Annotated in this window: 18 protein-coding genes and 1 tRNA gene; 12 read left to right on the forward strand and 7 right to left on the reverse strand. The window is 62.1% G+C overall.

All coding sequences use genetic code 11. The annotated features are described in order from the left end of the window. Nucleotides 1-29 precede the first annotated feature (29 nt). The 7 genes from ACWICV_RS16805 (at nt 30) to ACWICV_RS16835 (ending at nt 5,811) form a co-directional block, all read left to right on the forward strand. Nucleotides 30-368 (forward strand): ArsR/SmtB family transcription factor, encoded by a 339-nt coding sequence (locus ACWICV_RS16805; RefSeq protein WP_332731787.1) that lies wholly within the window; start codon nt 30-32, stop codon nt 366-368. Nucleotides 369-379: 11 nt separating this feature from the next. Then, nucleotides 380-1,351 carry an SRPBCC family protein gene (locus ACWICV_RS16810; RefSeq protein WP_454091375.1) on the forward strand — a complete coding sequence of 324 codons (972 nt, stop codon included), beginning with the start codon at nt 380-382 and terminating at the stop codon, nt 1,349-1,351. A gap of 59 nt (nt 1,352-1,410) precedes the next feature. Continuing rightward, nucleotides 1,411-2,112 carry a demethylmenaquinone methyltransferase gene (locus ACWICV_RS16815; protein WP_105658990.1) on the forward strand — a complete coding sequence of 234 codons (702 nt, stop codon included), beginning with the start codon at nt 1,411-1,413 and terminating at the stop codon, nt 2,110-2,112. Between the two features lie 162 nt (nt 2,113-2,274). Then, entirely contained in the window at nt 2,275-3,057 is a 783-nt protein-coding gene (locus tag ACWICV_RS16820; RefSeq protein ID WP_388026039.1) for a CPBP family intramembrane glutamic endopeptidase, read from the forward strand. A 213-nt stretch (nt 3,058-3,270) separates the two neighbouring features. Then, nucleotides 3,271-4,878, forward strand: coding sequence for an ABC-F family ATP-binding cassette domain-containing protein (locus ACWICV_RS16825; protein ID WP_454091374.1), 1,608 nt, complete (start codon nt 3,271-3,273; stop codon nt 4,876-4,878). 72 nt (nt 4,879-4,950) lie between these two features. Next, nucleotides 4,951-5,202: a hypothetical protein gene (locus ACWICV_RS16830; RefSeq protein ID WP_105658992.1), complete on the forward strand. Its 252-nt coding sequence runs from the start codon at nt 4,951-4,953 to the stop codon at nt 5,200-5,202. Between the two features lie 18 nt (nt 5,203-5,220). Then, nucleotides 5,221-5,811, forward strand: a complete 591-nt coding sequence (locus tag ACWICV_RS16835) for a dienelactone hydrolase family protein (RefSeq protein ID WP_454091373.1) — start codon at nt 5,221-5,223, stop codon at nt 5,809-5,811. A gap of 90 nt (nt 5,812-5,901) precedes the next feature. Here ACWICV_RS16835 and ACWICV_RS16840 read toward each other — a convergent pair. After that, nucleotides 5,902-5,974 (reverse strand) — tRNA-Lys (locus tag ACWICV_RS16840). Between the two features lie 160 nt (nt 5,975-6,134). Between ACWICV_RS16840 and ACWICV_RS16845 the strand changes: the two genes are divergently transcribed. From ACWICV_RS16845 to ACWICV_RS16860, 4 genes are all read left to right on the forward strand, one after another. Continuing rightward, nucleotides 6,135-6,800, forward strand: coding sequence for a hypothetical protein (locus tag ACWICV_RS16845; protein WP_105658994.1), 666 nt, complete (start codon nt 6,135-6,137; stop codon nt 6,798-6,800). 63 nt (nt 6,801-6,863) lie between these two features. Beyond that, nucleotides 6,864-8,075 (forward strand): MFS transporter, encoded by a 1,212-nt coding sequence (locus ACWICV_RS16850; RefSeq protein ID WP_402474081.1) that lies wholly within the window; start codon nt 6,864-6,866, stop codon nt 8,073-8,075. A gap of 237 nt (nt 8,076-8,312) precedes the next feature. Further along, nucleotides 8,313-8,927, forward strand: coding sequence for a hypothetical protein (locus tag ACWICV_RS16855; protein WP_286134404.1), 615 nt, complete (start codon nt 8,313-8,315; stop codon nt 8,925-8,927). 5 nt (nt 8,928-8,932) lie between these two features. Continuing rightward, entirely contained in the window at nt 8,933-9,961 is a 1,029-nt protein-coding gene (locus tag ACWICV_RS16860; protein ID WP_388025993.1) for an inorganic phosphate transporter, read from the forward strand. Here ACWICV_RS16860 and ACWICV_RS16865 read toward each other — a convergent pair. The 6 genes from ACWICV_RS16865 to pstS all read right to left on the reverse strand — a co-directional run bounded on the left by ACWICV_RS16865 (nt 9,958) and on the right by pstS (nt 14,959). Then, on the reverse strand, nt 9,958-10,155 hold the full coding sequence (locus tag ACWICV_RS16865) for a helix-turn-helix transcriptional regulator (RefSeq protein WP_105658998.1): 198 nt from the start codon (nt 10,153-10,155) through the stop codon (nt 9,958-9,960). The genes ACWICV_RS16860 and ACWICV_RS16865 overlap by 4 nt on opposite strands. Continuing rightward, a complete protein-coding gene (locus ACWICV_RS16870; RefSeq protein WP_134778933.1) occupies nt 10,155-10,619 on the reverse strand; it encodes a hypothetical protein in 465 nt (154 codons plus the stop codon). Before ACWICV_RS16870 ends, ACWICV_RS16865 begins: the two co-directional genes overlap by 1 nt. A gap of 203 nt (nt 10,620-10,822) precedes the next feature. Then, nucleotides 10,823-11,602, reverse strand: a complete 780-nt coding sequence (gene pstB / locus ACWICV_RS16875; RefSeq protein ID WP_105659000.1) for a phosphate ABC transporter ATP-binding protein PstB — start codon at nt 11,600-11,602, stop codon at nt 10,823-10,825. Between the two features lie 47 nt (nt 11,603-11,649). Continuing rightward, nucleotides 11,650-12,789 (reverse strand): phosphate ABC transporter permease PstA, encoded by a 1,140-nt coding sequence (gene pstA, locus ACWICV_RS16880; RefSeq protein WP_133835039.1) that lies wholly within the window; start codon nt 12,787-12,789, stop codon nt 11,650-11,652. After that, on the reverse strand, nt 12,789-13,724 hold the full coding sequence (gene pstC / locus ACWICV_RS16885) for a phosphate ABC transporter permease subunit PstC (RefSeq protein WP_105659002.1): 936 nt from the start codon (nt 13,722-13,724) through the stop codon (nt 12,789-12,791). Before pstC ends, pstA begins: the two co-directional genes overlap by 1 nt. Before the next feature lie 119 nt (nt 13,725-13,843). Beyond that, nucleotides 13,844-14,959: a phosphate ABC transporter substrate-binding protein PstS gene (gene pstS / locus ACWICV_RS16890; protein WP_105659003.1), complete on the reverse strand. Its 1,116-nt coding sequence runs from the start codon at nt 14,957-14,959 to the stop codon at nt 13,844-13,846. 326 nt (nt 14,960-15,285) lie between these two features. Between pstS and ACWICV_RS16895 the strand changes: the two genes are divergently transcribed. Then, nucleotides 15,286-16,314, forward strand: coding sequence for an FUSC family protein (locus ACWICV_RS16895; RefSeq protein ID WP_286134711.1), 1,029 nt, complete (start codon nt 15,286-15,288; stop codon nt 16,312-16,314). Nucleotides 16,315-16,337: the final 23 nt, after the last annotated feature.

Genomic DNA, 16,337 nt, shown 5'->3' on the forward strand with positions numbered 1-16,337 from the left:
CCGCAACGAAGGGAGTAACATACAACCAAATGGTTGTATATGAGTTGAGCGAAGAACAGGTGAACAAGGTCTTCCGCGCCTTGGCAGATGCCACACGAAGGGACATCGTGCGGCGGACGCTTCACGCCGAGGTCAGCATCACGGATCTGGCGTCAAGCTACGACATGTCTTTTGCCGCAGTGCAGAAGCACGTTGCCGCGCTGGAAGCCGCAGGCCTGGTCAGGAAAATCGCACGTGGCCGCGAACGCATCGTTCGCGGGCAGCCGGATACCATCCGGCATGCGCAAGAACTACTTACTTCCCTCGAGGATATCTGGCGCCAACGCATCAGCCGGCTCGATGATTTCCTCGCCGACGAGGCTACCTAAGGAGCATTCCCATGCCTGTCACATCCGTTGTCAAAGATTCCGAAGCCCTCTCACTGACTGTCCATGCAGAATTCCCGGTCAAAGTTTCCCGCCTGTGGGATGCCTACCTGGACGCCCGGCAACTTGAAAAGTTCTGGGGGCCGGTGGAATACCCGGCAACTTTCACCCGGCACGATGCCGCCCCTGGTGGCCGTTCGAATTATCACATGACTTCTCCCGAAGGCGAAGAATTCCACGGATACTGGATCTGGAACGAAGTCGTCGAGCACAAATTCTTCGAGGTCAGTGACGGCTTTGCGCACGCCGATGGCACGCCCAATACCGACTTGCCGGCCAATCGCATAGTCTTCACCTTCGATCCGACATCCGAGGGAACGAAATTGACCATCACCTCCACCTTCGACTCCGCCGAGGACCTGGAGCAGGTCGTAGCAATGGGCATGATCGACGGCACCCGTTCGGCCATGAGCCAGATCGAGCAAGTCCTCATCGACCTGCGCAATTATGCCGAAAATTTCATCACCGACGCACAGATCCTGTCGGACACCCAGGTGCGCATTACCCGCTTGGTTCGCGGGTCAGTGGAGCAAGTCTGGCAGGCCCACCATGACCAGCGGCTCATGAAGCGTTGGATGCTCGGCCCCGACGGATGGCAGTTGGCTGAATGCGTGACGGCGCAAGAGGCCGGCGAGACCTACCGGTACTGGTGGGAACCGCTATCTGCCGATGACGGCTCCGGTTTCGGTTTCACTGGAACCGTACTTGAAACGCTGCCCCAGTCCTACGAGCGGACCACGGAGCAAATGATCGGCACCGATTACCCGGCCACGGTGAATGAATTAACGCTGACACCCAACCAGGGCGGTACCCTGCTGACGATCCTGATCACCTACCCAGATGCGCAAACCCGCGACATGGTGCTCGCCACCGGAATGACCGACGGGATGGAGGCCAGCTACGCCCGGCTCGAATCGATTCTCTAAAGGGCGATTCGCCCCACATCCGGCGCCTTGGCGCGCGCAAATATGGAAGACTTAGACCCATGAGTTCTCAGAATGCGCGCGCAGGCCTGGACAAGAAGGCCGAACAGGTTCAGGAAATGTTTGACAAGCTGGCTCCTCGCTACGACTTGCTCAATACCTTGATGACCGGCGGCATCGTGAACTACTGGCGCAAGATCACCACCGAAGCGATCGCGCCAAAGCCCGGCGAGCGCATTCTCGACCTCGCCGCAGGCACCGGCACCTCCTCGGTCCCGCTCGCGGAAGCCGGCGCTGACGTCACCGCTTGCGACATGTCCCACGGCATGCTCGATGAGGGCCGCAAGCGCTACCCGCAGCTGAACTTCGTCTACGGAGACGGAACCGACCTGCCGTTCGAAGACAACACCTTCGATGCAGTGACCATCTCCTACGGTCTGCGCAATATCGCGGATACCGAGAAGGCCCTGTCCGAAATGCGCCGCGTGGCCAAGCCCGGCGGACGGATCGTCGTCGCCGAGTTCTCCACTCCGACCGTCGCCCCGATCAAGACGGCCTACAAGCAGTTCCTGCCGCGCGCCATTCCTGCGCTGGGCTATCTGGTTTCCCCTAACCCGACCGCTTACGCCTACTTGGCTGAATCCATTGCAGCTTGGCCAGACCAGGACGAGCTGGGTGCCAAGTTCGTCAACGTTGGCTGGAAGAACGTGGAGTACCGCAACCTGACCGGTGGCATCGTCGCGGTGCACCGCGCCTGGAAGTAGCACTTCTCCAGAATTTTCCTTCTGGCCCGCAGCCGAAATGACGGATGCGGGCCAGAAGCTTTAAAGCACTGGTTCCGCGGCGGCGGGCTGTGTCTTTCTGCCGGCCCAGCTGGCATGCTTGTGTCCGTGAGCCAGATACCAACCGAATCGCACCGCCCCGCGATGAGCTGGAAGCTGCTGCCAGCCTCCCTGCTCTCGGGTTCCGCAGTGTTCCTCTTCGGCGCCGAAAACGACCTGTTGGGCTACGGCCTGCTGGCGCTGAGCCTGCTGTGCGCGGGGTTCATCGACCGCAGGCTTGCACGGCATCTGGGACTCATCGCAACCGGTTTGGTGGTCATCAGCCTGGTTCCATTGAATGCCGACCTGAGCCTGGGGCATATGGCATTAATGGGTGGCGCGCTGGCCGCGGCAGTCCTGCTGCCCTGGCTGATTTCGCGCTTCGCCTTGCGCGAGCAGATCATCAAGTTCCCGGTGAACACCGGCCGCAAGTGGCCGCTGGCAGCGAAGCTGTACTTGCTGGGGGTGGTGGCGCTGGGCTTCTTCATCCTCCCGGTGTACCTGATCAGCACCGGCGCCTACCAGAACTGGCCGGATGCCTCGGACCCAGCCATCTTCTGGCGGCTCTTCCTCGGAGTTAATTCGGTGGGCATCTGGGACGAGCTGTTCTTCATCTGCACGGCATTCGCATTGCTGCGCCAGCATTTCCCGGACTGGCAGGCCAACCTCCTGCAAGCGGTGATCTTCTCCTCCTTCCTGTGGGAGATCGGCTACCAATCCTGGGGGCCGTTGCTGACCTTTCCCTTCGCCCTGCTGCAGGGGTATACCTTCAAGCTGACCAAGTCCTTGTCCTATGTAGTTAGCGTGCACCTAATCTTCGACTTCGTCCTGTTCCTCGCGCTGGTCCACGCGCACAACCGGGAATGGCTCCCGATCTTCTTGTACTGAGGGGCTAACACCCCAATTCCCCCCCCTGCTACACTCGTTGGCATGGATACCTACTGAGCAAGCCGATGACCCCGCATCGATTCCCAACGGTGCATCTTGTTCATTTCGGCTACCGGCTTCGGTATCCTTTTCCTTTCCGGCTCCCCTGCGGGGTTGAGCCAATTCTGCGATCCCCCAAGCCGGCAGCCCCTTCGCATTCGCGGGAGGACCTGCATGTCTTTGACACCACCAATTACCCTGAACAACCTCAGCTTTTCCTGGCCCACGGGAGAAAGCGCCCTGGCCAATCTGGACGGCACGTTCCCCTCCGGGCTCACCGGCTTGATCGGCGCCAACGGCAGCGGCAAATCGACGTTGCTGAAGCTGATCGCCGGGCAGCTGCGCCCAACGAGCGGAACGGCAGAAACGAACGCACCGCTGAGCTACCTGCCGCAAACGCTGGCTCTGGAACAGGACACGACCGTCGCCCAGCTGCTGGGGGTGCATCAGGTCCTGGCGGCTTTGGAAGCTATCGAGTCCGGCAGTGTCGACCCAGCGGATTTCGATGCGGTGGGCGCGAACTGGGATGCCGAAGCCCGGGTTCGAGCTGAACTGGCGCCGCTGGGCTTAGACGGGCTGGATCTGGGCCGCAAGGCAGCCACGCTCTCGGGCGGGGAAGCAATGCTGCTGGCAGTGCTCGGCTTGCGCATCGCCGATTCGCCCATCACCCTGCTCGACGAGCCGACGAATAACCTCGATCGCCCTGCCCGTGAATTGCTCTACGACCTTGTACGTGCCTGGAAGGGCACGCTGGTTGTGGTGAGCCACGATATCGAGCTGCTCGAGCTCATGGAGCATACGGTGGAGCTCTACGACGGGAAGCTCAGCGTTTTCGGAGGGCCCTACAGCTCATACCGCGAGCAGCTTGAAACCGAGCAGCAGGCGGCCGAGCAGGCAGCCAGAACTGCCCAGGCCTCCCTGAAAGTGGAAAAGCGCCAACGGGCAGAGGCCGAAACGAAGTTGGCGCGGGCCAAGCGCAAGGGTCGGGCCACCCAGCTTTCCGGAGGCATGCCGAAGATCCTGGCCAACCACCTTCGCCAGAAATCCGAGGCGAACGCCGGGAAGATGCGTTCAAACCTGGATGGCAAGGTCGATTCGGCCCAGGCCAGGCTCGACGATGCCGATCGGCGGGTTCGGCAGGCCGAGCACATCAGCATCGAGCTGCCCGATCCCCGGTTGCCCTCGGGCAAGCAGGTCGCGGCGCTAGGTGCAGAAGATCACCAGTTCATCATCCAGGGAGCCGAACGCGTGGGCCTTGTCGGCCCCAATGGTTCCGGGAAGACCCGGCTGCTCCAGCAGATGCTCGCCGGCGAAGATCCCGGCCCCGGACCGGGCGGAACGCTCTTCGTGGACCGGGTCGGGTACCTGCCCCAGCGCCTGGACGGCCTGGATGGCCAACTAAGCGCGATCCAGAACGTGGCGCTGGTGGCGCCAGCAGCAACCGCGAACGACGTGCGCAATATGCTTGCCCGGTTGCTGCTGCGCGGGGCCAGCGCCGACCGGCCAGTGGCGGCGCTTTCCGGCGGCGAGCGTTTCAGGGTCCATCTGGCGACGTTGCTGCTGGCAGAACCAGCCGCGCAGTTGCTCATCCTCGATGAGCCCACCAATAATCTGGATATGGACAGCGTGCGCCAGCTCAGCGAAGCACTGGGCGCCTATAAGGGCGCGTTGCTGGTAGTCAGCCACGATCAGCATTTCCTGTCGCAGCTGGATCTGGACTATTTGCTGGAAGTCGGCCCTCAGGGAACCTTAACGAAGTCCTACCCGAATCCAGTTTGCTAACCCCATGGCGGTGCGCTGCCGGTTTAGACTTGTTCAAAGCACACCGCCAAGGACCCCGAAAGCAAGTTGAGTATGTCCTACCCCCAGCGCACCGTCGAAGTCGTCAAAAGCGGCCTCGTGATCGACCAGTCCGCAACCCTGCTCTGGCAGGACATCAAACGTGCCTTCATCTATGAAACGGGTTCCGGCCAGGAAATCCTTACCTGCGCAGAATTCATGCTGGTCGAAGGGTACAGCGTGGAGATCAATAGCCAGATGCCCGGCTGGGACATGGCCATTGAGCACTTGCCGCAGCGCATCGAGAACCTGGTCGACGAACGCTAGAAACCGCTAGGAGCACCCATGGCTACGATTGTTCTTTTCCATCACGTCCAGGGCCTGACCCCCGGGGTGCAGGAGATGGCCGCAGAATTGCGCGCCGCTGGCCACACCGTGCACGCACTGGATCTGTACGCCGGCAAGCTGCCCAAGGATTTCGATGCCGGGATGCGCATGGCAGGCAAGCTGACCGCGGACAAGATCCAGGACCGCGTGGACAAGCTATTTGGCAAGCTGCCAGAAGAGCTGGTCTACATCGGCACCTCGTGGGGCGCGGCCCTGGCCCAGCAGTGCGCGCAGCAGCGTCCCGGCGCGATAGCCGCGGTTCTACTGGAATCCTTCGTGGATCTGAACGCCGACTGGAGCTTCGGGCCGTGGCCGGAAAATGTCCCGGTGCAGATCCATGGCATGGACCAGGACCCGTTCTTCGCGAAGGAAGGCGACCTGGAGGCAGCCCAGCGCTTCGTTGAAGCAGAGGGCGGCGATATCGCCCAGCTCTTCACCTACCCGGGCAAGCAGCACCTGTTCACCGACAGCTCGCTTCGCTCGCATGATCCAGAAGCTCGCGCGTTGGTGATGGAACGCATGGTCAAGTTCCTTCAGCCCTACGTCTAGCACGAGGGCAGTCCGCTGGTTCCATGCCGGACAATAAATCGAAAAACCGGACCCGGCTTGCGTTAGCAAGCCGGGTCCGGTTTCATTTTGTGCGCCCTGCGGGGATCGAACCCGCGACCAATGGATTAAAAGTCCAGTGCTCTACCAGCTGAGCTAAAGGCGCACGGCACAAGGCCAAAATCCATACTACCTGATGGACCGGCATGAGTATTAATCGGCGTATTCCGCAATTCGGCAACCCGTAATTTCCGCTGGATCTTGGGGTTTGCAAGCTAAATCACTTGTTGGCGCAGAACTCAGGATCAGCGAGTATTCTGGAGCGCATGAGAGGTGCACGTGCAGGATCAAAAGTTGCCCAGGATGCGGGATTCCGCCATCACAAACCACGCCCCTTCGCCCCGGCAGATTTCGAGCCCTACGAGGGAGGCGCTGATCCGGCGCGCGTATCCGAGGCAGCCCATCTGTCCGCCCAGGCTTTCGTTCAGCGCGGCATTGCCAACAACGACCCCGAAGTTTCACGCCGGCTGATTGCGGTGGCCGAAGAAGAAGGGCTGGAGGTGCTCGCGCAGCTGTGGAGCGAGGCTCCGGCCCGCTCCCTGCCAGGTGCCCTGTGGCGCCTGTATGCGGTTCGCGCGGCAACGATGAGCAAGCCCGAGGTGCATTCTGCACGCTTCCAGGCTGGAGCCCATCGCGCCCAGGTCGAACGCATCGTCGCCGGAGTGGCCGAGCCGCCGACCGCCGAGGAGATGAAGAAGATGACCGGGTCGATTCTCTCCGGCGCCTTCGACGGCGACTTCGCCCACGCCTTGGAACGCACCGCCGCCTATTGCCGGGTACTGGCGTTGGGCATGACCGAGCATGCCGATGCCGCGGATTTTTCCAGCAGTGATCGGGGAACCAAGCTGACCCAGCAGGCCAAGGCCCTGATGGGCACCGCCGTGGATCTGGAAGCCTGCGCCCGGCTTTGGCGCCAGGACGCATTGGACTGAAACATGATCCCGCGCCCTTAGGATGGGTTGAGGAAGTTGCCCCTCAATTTTAGGCAGGTGGGTGTGGGCGCCGCATCGAGGACCAACTCTTCAGGGCTCGTACGCTGGTTGCTGATCCTGATCGCAACGGCGCTGCTTTCCCAAACGGCGCTGAACCTCATTCGTCCGGTGACCACCTATAAGCTCATCTCTTTTGGTTCCGGCGAGTTCACCGTCGGCGTGGTGACCGCGGCCTATGCCATCCTCCCGCTATTCACCGCAATGATGCTGGGCCGGGCCAGTTCGCGGATCCGCAGGATCCGGTTCCTGATGGTTGCCGGCGTGGCCTTGCTGGCCGCGGGCGGCATCGGCATCAATTTCTCCCCGAATGCCTTGACCGTGGCGCTGGCCAGTGCCGTGCTCGGGCTCGGGCATCTGATGTTCACCATTGGCGGGCAATCTTCCATCGCCCGGTTCTTCCCCGACAGCGATCTGGACAAGGGCTTTGGCTGGTTCACGGCCGCCTACGCGGCTGGGCAATTCATCGGGCCGCTGATTGGCGGATTGGTGCTCGGCTCCGGTACCGATGCCGTCTCCCCTGAGCGCATCGCCGGCATCAGCCTGTCGCTGTGGATTGCGGCCGGGTGCTCACTGCTAGCTGTCCCCTTCTTGCTTCCGAGCTGGCAGCCGAGGATTTCCAAGACGGCGCCGCAAACCCGCCCGGCGAAGTCCGAAGCCTCCATTCCCTCGGTCTTGCGCATCAAGGGCATGGCTTCGCACATGTTCGCCTCGATGACCTTGCTGGCCATGCTGGACATCCTCACGGCCTTCTTGCCGCTGGTGGCGGAGAAACATGGCGTCACACCCGAAGATGTTGGTGTGCTTTTGGCCATTCGAGGTTTCGCTTCGGTAGTTTCCCGGCTGTTCATCCCCAAGCTCTCGGCCCACTTCGAACGCAACCACCTGCTGGTCACCAGTTTGTACATTTCGGGCATAACCATCGCGCTGGCCCCGATCTTCATCGATTCGCTGTGGGCCTCCGGGGCCGCGTTGCTGGTCGGCGGCTTCTTCCTGGGCCTGGGCCAGCCGATGACCATGACCATGATTTCCACCTCGGTGCCGGCGGTGGACCGCGGTGCCGCATTGGCCGTGCGGCTCATGGGAAACCGGGTCGGACAAGTAGCTTTGCCGATCATCTCGAGTACGGTCGCCGCGGGTTTGGGGCCGGCGGGAGCGATCTGGTTCTGCTGCGCGCTGCTCTGCCTGAGCGGAGCGGAGAAGAGCGTGCGCCGCTAGCGTGAGAAAACGCACGAGCGCCGCCCTGCGGTTGACAGCACACCGGTAGGGCGAGAACACTAGGTAACGGTGCCGGGCCGCTGGTAACCCCGGGCTCCAAAATTCTGCCGCTTCGAGCGGCCTTCCGCCGAGAGGCGTTCCCGGTCCGGCACCTTCAAATACCCGGTGTTAACTTCCACGTCGTAAACTGTTCTGCGTTGGTACCAAAAGCCGTCGAATCGAATGGTGCGCCGTAAAGTGAAGTTCCAGATCTTTCCCTCCGCCTCGCGCGGCATCGAGTTGCTGTGCGGGTTGACGACGACCATTCGCACCTCCGTTGCCAATGTCGCCGAGATGATCGGCTCACCCGATACCCGTGCGGACCAGCTGCGGGATCTGGCCTCCGCGGAAGCCGAGGCCTCCGATCTGGTGCACGCGGTGCTCACCCACCTGCGAACCAGCTATATCAGCCCGCTTCCCCGCGAAGACATGTACACGCTTTCGCGCTTGCTGCACGAAACCATGGAACAGCTGCGCGGCACCGGCGAACTGATCATGACCGTTGGCTCCACCCCGCTTTCCGAGCGTTCCTCGGAGCAGCTTGAACTCATTTCGCAGCTGGCCGAGCTGGCCTCCGATTCGGTCCAGCGCCTGCATAACCTCGATGACCTGGAAGACAACTGGCTGCAGATGCTGCAGTTCTCCAAGCGCGCGGCCCGAACCCACCTGGTGTGGGTCAATGAGATCGCGAAGTTCGCCAAGCCAGGGACCATCCACCGCCACCAGCGCGTGGCCGACCACCTGATGCTTACCGCCAACACCCTGCGCCAGTTCGCCGACCACCTGGGTCGCGTGCTGGTGAAGGAGTCCTAGGGGAAATGACCATCCTTTCGGTCCTCACCGGATTCGCGATCGTCCTGACCCTGGGCTATGGCGTGCTCAACGGCTTCAGGGATGCCTCTACGGCCGTTGCGGCCTCCGTCCGCACCAGGGCGCTGCGCCCGGCCATTGCGGTCTCTGTGGCGGCGGTATTCGCCTTCCTCGGCACCTTGGCGACCTCGGGGCTGAGTGTGGCGCTGGTGGACAAGCTGAACTTCAACCTCCCCGATGGCGTCGTCGGATTGAAGCTGCTGATCTGCGGCTTGCTGACCGCCGGCGCGTGGGGCCTGTATTGCTGGTGGCGCGGCCTGCCGGTCAGTTCCACCCATGCGCTGTTCTCCGGCTTGGTGGGCGCCAGCGGCGCCTCGGCTTTCATGGGCGACCTGTCGATGTCCGGGGCCTGGGGTCTGCTGCTCGGCTCGGTGCTGCTGCCCATGCTGATCACCCCGGTCATCGCCTACCTGTTGTCCTATGCGCTGGTGATTCCGGCGACCTGGCTGATGCGCCACAACTCCTCGCGTTCGGTCAACAACGGCTCGCGCGCAGGCCAGGCCATCACCGCCTGCGCCGTGGCCCTGGGACTGGGGCTGCAAGATGGCCAGCGCACCGGCGCGATGATCGCACTGGTGCTGATCACCGGTCATGCAATGGACCCGGGGCCCGTGACATGGGCTATCCAGCTGGCCGCGGCCTCGGCACTGGGGCTTGGCGTGCTCCTGGGCGGATGGCGCATCACCTATACGCTCGGCCGCCGGCTGGTGAACTTCGATCCGCTGCGCGGCATGATCGCCCAGGGCGTAGCCGCGGCAATGCTGTTCCTCGGCTCGCTTGTCTTGCACCTGCCGCTGTCCACCACGCAGGCGGTAACCAGCGGCATCGTCGGTGCCGGCAATAACCAGTCTTTCGAATCGGTGGTGTGGCGCAATGTCACCAAGGTGCTGCTGCACTGGGTGCTGACCCCGATTGCCTGCGTTGCCTGCGGCGCGATTCTCACGCTGGCGGTGCACCCGCTGCTGGGCAACGCCTAGTCTTCGCCCGGAATGAAGAGGTCTTCGATTTTGCAGCCGAAGACCGCTGAGAGCTTGAATGCCAGCGGCAGGGACGGGTCGTAGCGGCCTTTTTCAAGCGAGATGACGGTCTGCCGCGAGACGCCCAGCAGGTCGGCCAATGCTTGCTGGGAGAACCCGCGTTCCCTGCGGTATGCACTGAGATTGTTCTCCACTAGCTTTCTGCCCGCTTAATGATGAAATAGCGGATTCCGAAGTCAAGCAACGCCAGCAGCACGACACCAGCCAGAACGAGTCCAAGTGATGCTTGGATCTGAATGAAGGAAAACACTGCGCCACCGAGGCCGCAAACTAACAGCAAATCCTGGAACACTCCGATGGCAGCTCGGTCATACCACTGGCTCTCCACCGATATCTCGGGGTTCCTTGTGGCACCGCGCAGGGTGTCGCGATCCAGCAGCAACGCCCAGCAAGCTGTTGAAAGCACCGGCAGCAAGCCAGCGGCCATCAGCAACGCTGCCAAGACGAAATGCTCCGGGGCGTTCAGCCGGGCGAAGAGCACACCTGCACCGGCTGAAAGCACGGCCCCTGCGCTGAGGCTGACGGCAATCAGGGCGGCCGACCCGCCACCGAAGCGCGAGCGGCCCCATTTGCTCTGGCCAACTGCTTTTGAATCCATCGTTGTCCCCTATCCCTATTGATGTAAACCTCACTTTACTGCCAAGCGTGCTTTACAGTCAAGGGTGCTTTACATGGATAGTTAAAGTGCAACGGCGCACCGTAATCGGTGCGCCGCTGGCGGTGATCCCCTCCAGGATCCCCGGAAGACCCCCCTTCCGGTCCGTCTACCGCCGGCTCAAGGAGCGGCGGTATCCGAAATCTTTATCCGAAGCGTCCGGAGACGTAATCCTCGGTGGCCTTCTGCTCCGGGTTGGAGAAGATGGCTGCAGTGTCGTTGTACTCGATGAGCTTGCCCGGCTTGCCGGTGCCCGCAATGTTGAAGAACGCGGTCTTGTCGCTCACGCGTGCAGCCTGCTGCATATTGTGGGTCACGATCACTACGGTGTAGTCGTTCTTCAGCTCGTTGATCAGATCCTCGATAGCCAGAGTGGAGATCGGGTCCAATGCCGAGCAAGGCTCATCCATCAGGATCACGTCCGGCTTGACCGCAATGGTGCGGGCGATGCACAGGCGCTGCTGCTGGCCGCCGGAGAGTCCCGAGCCCGGCTTGTCCAGGCGATCCTTGACTTCGTTCCACAAGTTGGCGCCGCGTAGCGACTTCTCAACCAGGGCATCGGCATCGGACTTGGAAATCCGCTGGCCGTTCAGCTTCACTCCGGCGAGCACGTTGTCCTTGATGGACATGGTCGGGAACGGATTCGGACGCTGGAAGACCATGCCGATCTGGCTGCGCACGGTGACCGGGTCGACGCCGGCGCCGTACAGGTCATCGCCGTCCAGCAGGACCTGGCCCTCGACGCGGCCGCCGGGGATGACTTCGTGCATGCGGTTCAGGGTGCGCAGGAAGGTGGACTTGCCGCAGCCCGAGGGGCCGATGAAAGCGGTGACGGACTTCGGCTCGATGTTGATCGAGACGCCTTCAACGGCGAGGAACTTGGAGTAGTAGACGTTCAGGTCGTTGACGTCAATGCGTTTTGCCATGATGTAATCCTTGGAAAGTTCGGGTTTGTCCGGACCGGAGCCTTAGCTCAACGGCCCTTCTTTGGGGCGAAGATCGAAGCGACCAGGCGGGCGAGGAGGTTCAACGCCATCACCATGAAGATCAGCAGCAGGGCAGCAGCCCAGGCGCGCTGCACCGACGGGTCGATGTTCGTCGGGCTGGTCGGAGTCAGGATCTGGTAGTAGATGAAGGTTGGCAGCGTGGACATCCAGTTTGCGAAGACGTTCATGTTGATCTGGCTTGCGATGCCTGCGGTGACCAGGATTGGCGCGGTCTCGCCGATCACGCGGGCGATGGCCAAGGTGACACCCGACGCGATGCCGGAGATCGCGGTCGGGATGACGACCTTCAAGATGGTGCGCCAGCGGCGCACGCCCAGCGCGAAGGAAGCTTCACGCAGTTCGTTGGGAACGATCTTGAGCATTTCCTCGGTGGAGCGGACCACCGTTGGGATCATCAGCACGCTCAACGCGACCGCCGCGACGATGCCCATGCGGGCGTTCGGACCCAGGATCATGCCGAAGAAGGCCGCTGCGAACAGGCCGGCAACGATCGAAGGAATGCCGGTCATCACGTCGACGAAGAAGGTGATCGCCTTGGACAGCGCCTTGCCCTGCCCGTATTCCACCAGGTAGACAGCGGTCAGCATGCCCACTGGAACGGAGATCAAGGTGGCCCACAGGGTGATCAGCAAGGTGCCCATCACCGCGTGGTACGCGCCGCCGACTACCGGGGTGCCATTGGCGACGGATTCATTGTCCACCGCGCCGGTCACGCCGTTCATGGAGCTGAACAGGAAGTGGCTGTTCAGGCCCGGCATGCCCTTTTCCAGCACCGTATAGAGCACGGATACCAGCGGGATTACGGCGACGATGAACGCCGCGTAGATCAGGTAGGTCCACATCGCGTTCTTGCCGCGGCGCTTGCCTTCAGCTGCGGTGGTGATCACGGAAGCGGCCACCAGGAAGATGAGCGCCGAGTAGATGGCGAAGGAGGCAACGTTGAAGCCGGTCAGCGTGGACGCTGCCGCGCCGACAATGATGGCGCCTGCGGCGATCGCCCAGATGGCCCACTTCGGCAGCTTGCCCTTGGCCAGCGAGTTGCGCTTGCGCACCGGTGGAGTCGGGGCCCCGGGCCTGTTGCTCTGGTTAGTCGTCATGGTGCTCATCAGTTAGCTCCCGAGAATTCCTTGTGGCGGGCGATGATTCCGCGGGCGATCATGTTCACGACCAAAGTGATCAGGAACAGGACCAGGCCGGCGGCGATCAGCTCTGCCAGGCGCAGACCGAAGGCCTCTGGGAAGTTCAACGCGATTTCCGCGGCGATCGTCTGGTTGCCGGTCTTGATCAACGATGGGATCAAGTTTCCGGTGGAGAGCACCAGGGCAACTGCCATGGTCTCGCCCAAGGCGCGGCCCAGACCCAGCATGACAGCTGAGATGATGCCCGGACGGGCGAATGGGATCACCGCGGTGGTGATCATTTCCCAGCGGGTGGCGCCCAGCGCCAGAGCGGCTTCCTCATGCAGCTTCGGAGTCTGCAAGAAGATTTCGCGGCTCAGCGAGGTGATGATCGGCAATACCATCACGGCCAGTACGATGCCGGCGGTGAGCATGGTCTTGCCGGTCTGGCTGGCCGGGCCCTCGAAAATCGGGATGAAGCCCAGGTTCTTGGCCAGCCATTCGTAGCCGGGCACTAGAGCCGGAGCGAGCACCATGTAGCCCCAGGCCCCGTAGATCACCGAAGGGATCGCGGCGAGCAGGTCGATCAGGTAGCCCAGCGGGCCTGCGACCTTGCGTGGAGCGAAGTGCGAGATGAACAGCGCCACGCCGATGCCGATCGGGGTGGCGATCAGCAGCGCGATAGCCGCTGCGATCACGGTGCCGATAACAATCGGCCAGATGTAAGCGAAGAATCCTGCGCCGCCGGAAATCTCCGCCGGATCGGCGAAGAACGTCGGCAGGGCTTGAATCAGCAAGAAGACCGCGACCGCGAAGAGCGTGATCAGGATCAGGACACCGGCGCCCAGGGCGGCACCGGAGAAGATCTTGTCACCAGCGCGGCCGGAAGTCGATGACTTGCTTGTCAAAGCATTGGTAGTCATGGCTAGAGCCTTTACGAAACGGGGGTGGTGCAGTTTTCACTGCGGGGGTGGAGGGGTACTGCTGGTGCGGGTGGGTGAGTTCGTCCACCCGCACCTAGTGCCGGTTGCCCGGCGGGGTACTACTCGGCGACGGTGATGCCGTCGATCGACTTCTTTGCCTTCTCGGCAATGGCTGCCGAGATCGGGGCGTTGCCTGCCGAAGCCTGCGCGGTCTTCTGGCCGTCTTCGGAGATGACGTAGTTGCCGAAGGCCTTGACCAGATCGGCTGTTGCCTGGTCCTTGTAGCTGCTGCAGAAGATGTGGTACGAAACCAGGACGATTGGGTAGGTGCCCGCTTCGGTGGTGTCGCGCTCCAGGTCCAGAGCCAGGTCGTTCTCGGCTGCGCCTTCAACTGGGGTTGCGGTCTCCAGTGCCTTGGCAGCTGCTTCAGCAGAAATCTTGGTGTATTCCTCGCCGACCTTCACGTTCACGGTGGACAGGCCGCCCACTGCGGAGAAGTCGGCGTAGGTGATTGCGCCGTTGGTGGAGGTGGTGGTCGAAACCACGCCAGAGGTGCCCTTGGCATTCTCCGACTGGATGTCGCTTGGCCAGTCGCCGGAAACATCGTAGCTCCAAACGTCAGCCGCTGCGGCCTTCAGGTACTCGACGAAGTTCTCGGTGGTACCGGACTCATCATTGCGGTGCACCACGGTGATTGCGGTGTCCGGGAGTTCAACGCCTTCGTTCTGCTTGGCGATAGCCTCATCGTTCCACTTGGTGATTTCCTTCTTGAACACCTTGGCGATGGTGGCTGCGTCCATGTTGATCTCTTCAACGCCTTCGAGGTTGAAAGCGATCGCGATCGGCGAAACGTAGGCCGGGATGTTGAATGCGCCTTCTGGGCCGCAAACTTCCTTGGCCTTTTCGGCTTCGTCTTCCTTCAGGTATGCATCCGAGCCGGCGAACTGCGCGCCACCGGCCAGGAATGCTTCGCGGCCTGCGCCGGAGCCATCTGGCGAGTACTGCACGTTGGCTTCCGGGTTAGCGGTCTTGAAGCCGGTGGTCCATGCTTCCATGGCCGAGTTCTGGCTGGATGCGCCGATGCCGGTCAGGGTTCCGGTGACACCGGATGCTGCCGACGCCTCGGCACCTTCAGAACCTGCTGCGGCGGTTGGGTTATCCGAGCCGCAAGCGGTCAGCGCGAGTGCCGCTACGGAAAGAACAGCAGCTGCGCTGCCAAAGCGATTGAGCTTCACGAGATTTACTCCCCATGTTGGTAGATCGATGTAAAACCTTCAGCGGCGTCTTCCCGCTTCATCTACGACGTTAAAGATCGAAAGTAACCAGCTCCCCCGGCAAAGGTGAACATAAGGTTAACAACATACCCGAAGCCAAGTGATCCTGCTCACCAGCGCAATATCCCAGCAGCTTCTGCCACCTGCCGCCGAACACGTGGAAGACTGAAGCCATGGCAACTGGGCGGAAAGTGAAGCGCATGCCAGCGCATCTATTCGGATTCATAGCGCAGCGCAATCGCGCTGGGCTGATACGCTCGCGCAACTCCCTGCCTAGAATCCTGCGCATGACGCTTGGCGCAATCGGAGCGTTTTGGATCGCCGAAAGCATCTGGGGACATTCCCAGCCGATTTTCGCAGCCACCAGCGCGCTGGTTTCCCTGGGCTTCGGCGCCTCCACCACCGTGCGCAAAACCGCCGAAGTCGCCCTGGGGTGCACCCTGGGGGTGGCGCTGGGCGATACCCTCATGCATTGGTTCGGGCAGGGGATCTGGCAGGCCGCACTGGTGATGTCGCTGAGTCTGGTCATTGCCCGCTATTTGGATTCCGGTGCCATCTTCTCCACCCAGCTGGGCATGCAATCGGCACTGGTAGTGCTGCTGCCCATCAGCGCGGATGGGCCATTTGCCCGTTCCATCGATGCCCTGACCGGGTCCCTGCTTGCCCTGCTGGTGATTATTTTCTGGCCTACCGACCCGCGGCGCAGCCCGGTGTCCGCGTTATCGGATCTGTTCAAGGAGCTCTCCGAAGCGCTTTTGGAATGCGCCTGGGCCATCCGCGACGATGACCGGCGCGCAGCCTTCCACGCACTGATCAAGGCTCGCGGAACCCAGAAGTACCTGGATATGCTGCCAGCCGCCTTCCGCGCTTCGAAGGAAATCGCAACGATTTCCCCCACCGGACGGCGCCACCGCCATGAACTGAACCGGCTATCCAAGCGTTTCAACCACTACGACTGGGCCGCCCGCAACTCGCGGGTCTTCGCCCGGCGCCTTGCCTCCGTGCTCAGCAACAGCGCACTGACCCCGGAAGGCGCGCAAACCTTGGCTCCCCTGATGCGCGAGCTATCCGAAGCGGTCAACACGTTGGCGCATTCGGTGCGCGAAACCACGGTGGCTGGCCAACGCAAATACGAGAAGGCCGCCCAGCTGCAGCTCGAAGGCGTCGCCGCCCAGCTGGATCCGCGCGCCCTGGGAGTTGAGGGACTCCAGGGCGAAGGCCTGGTCTTGCTGCTGCGCCCGATGGTGGTGGATCTGCTCGAAGCGGCCGGCCGCGAACACGAAGAAGCCATCGAAGTGCTGCCCAAGCTGTCCTGAACGAAAATGTCCGCATAGCTCGA

The organism is Glutamicibacter sp. NPDC055354 (assembly GCF_053644955.1).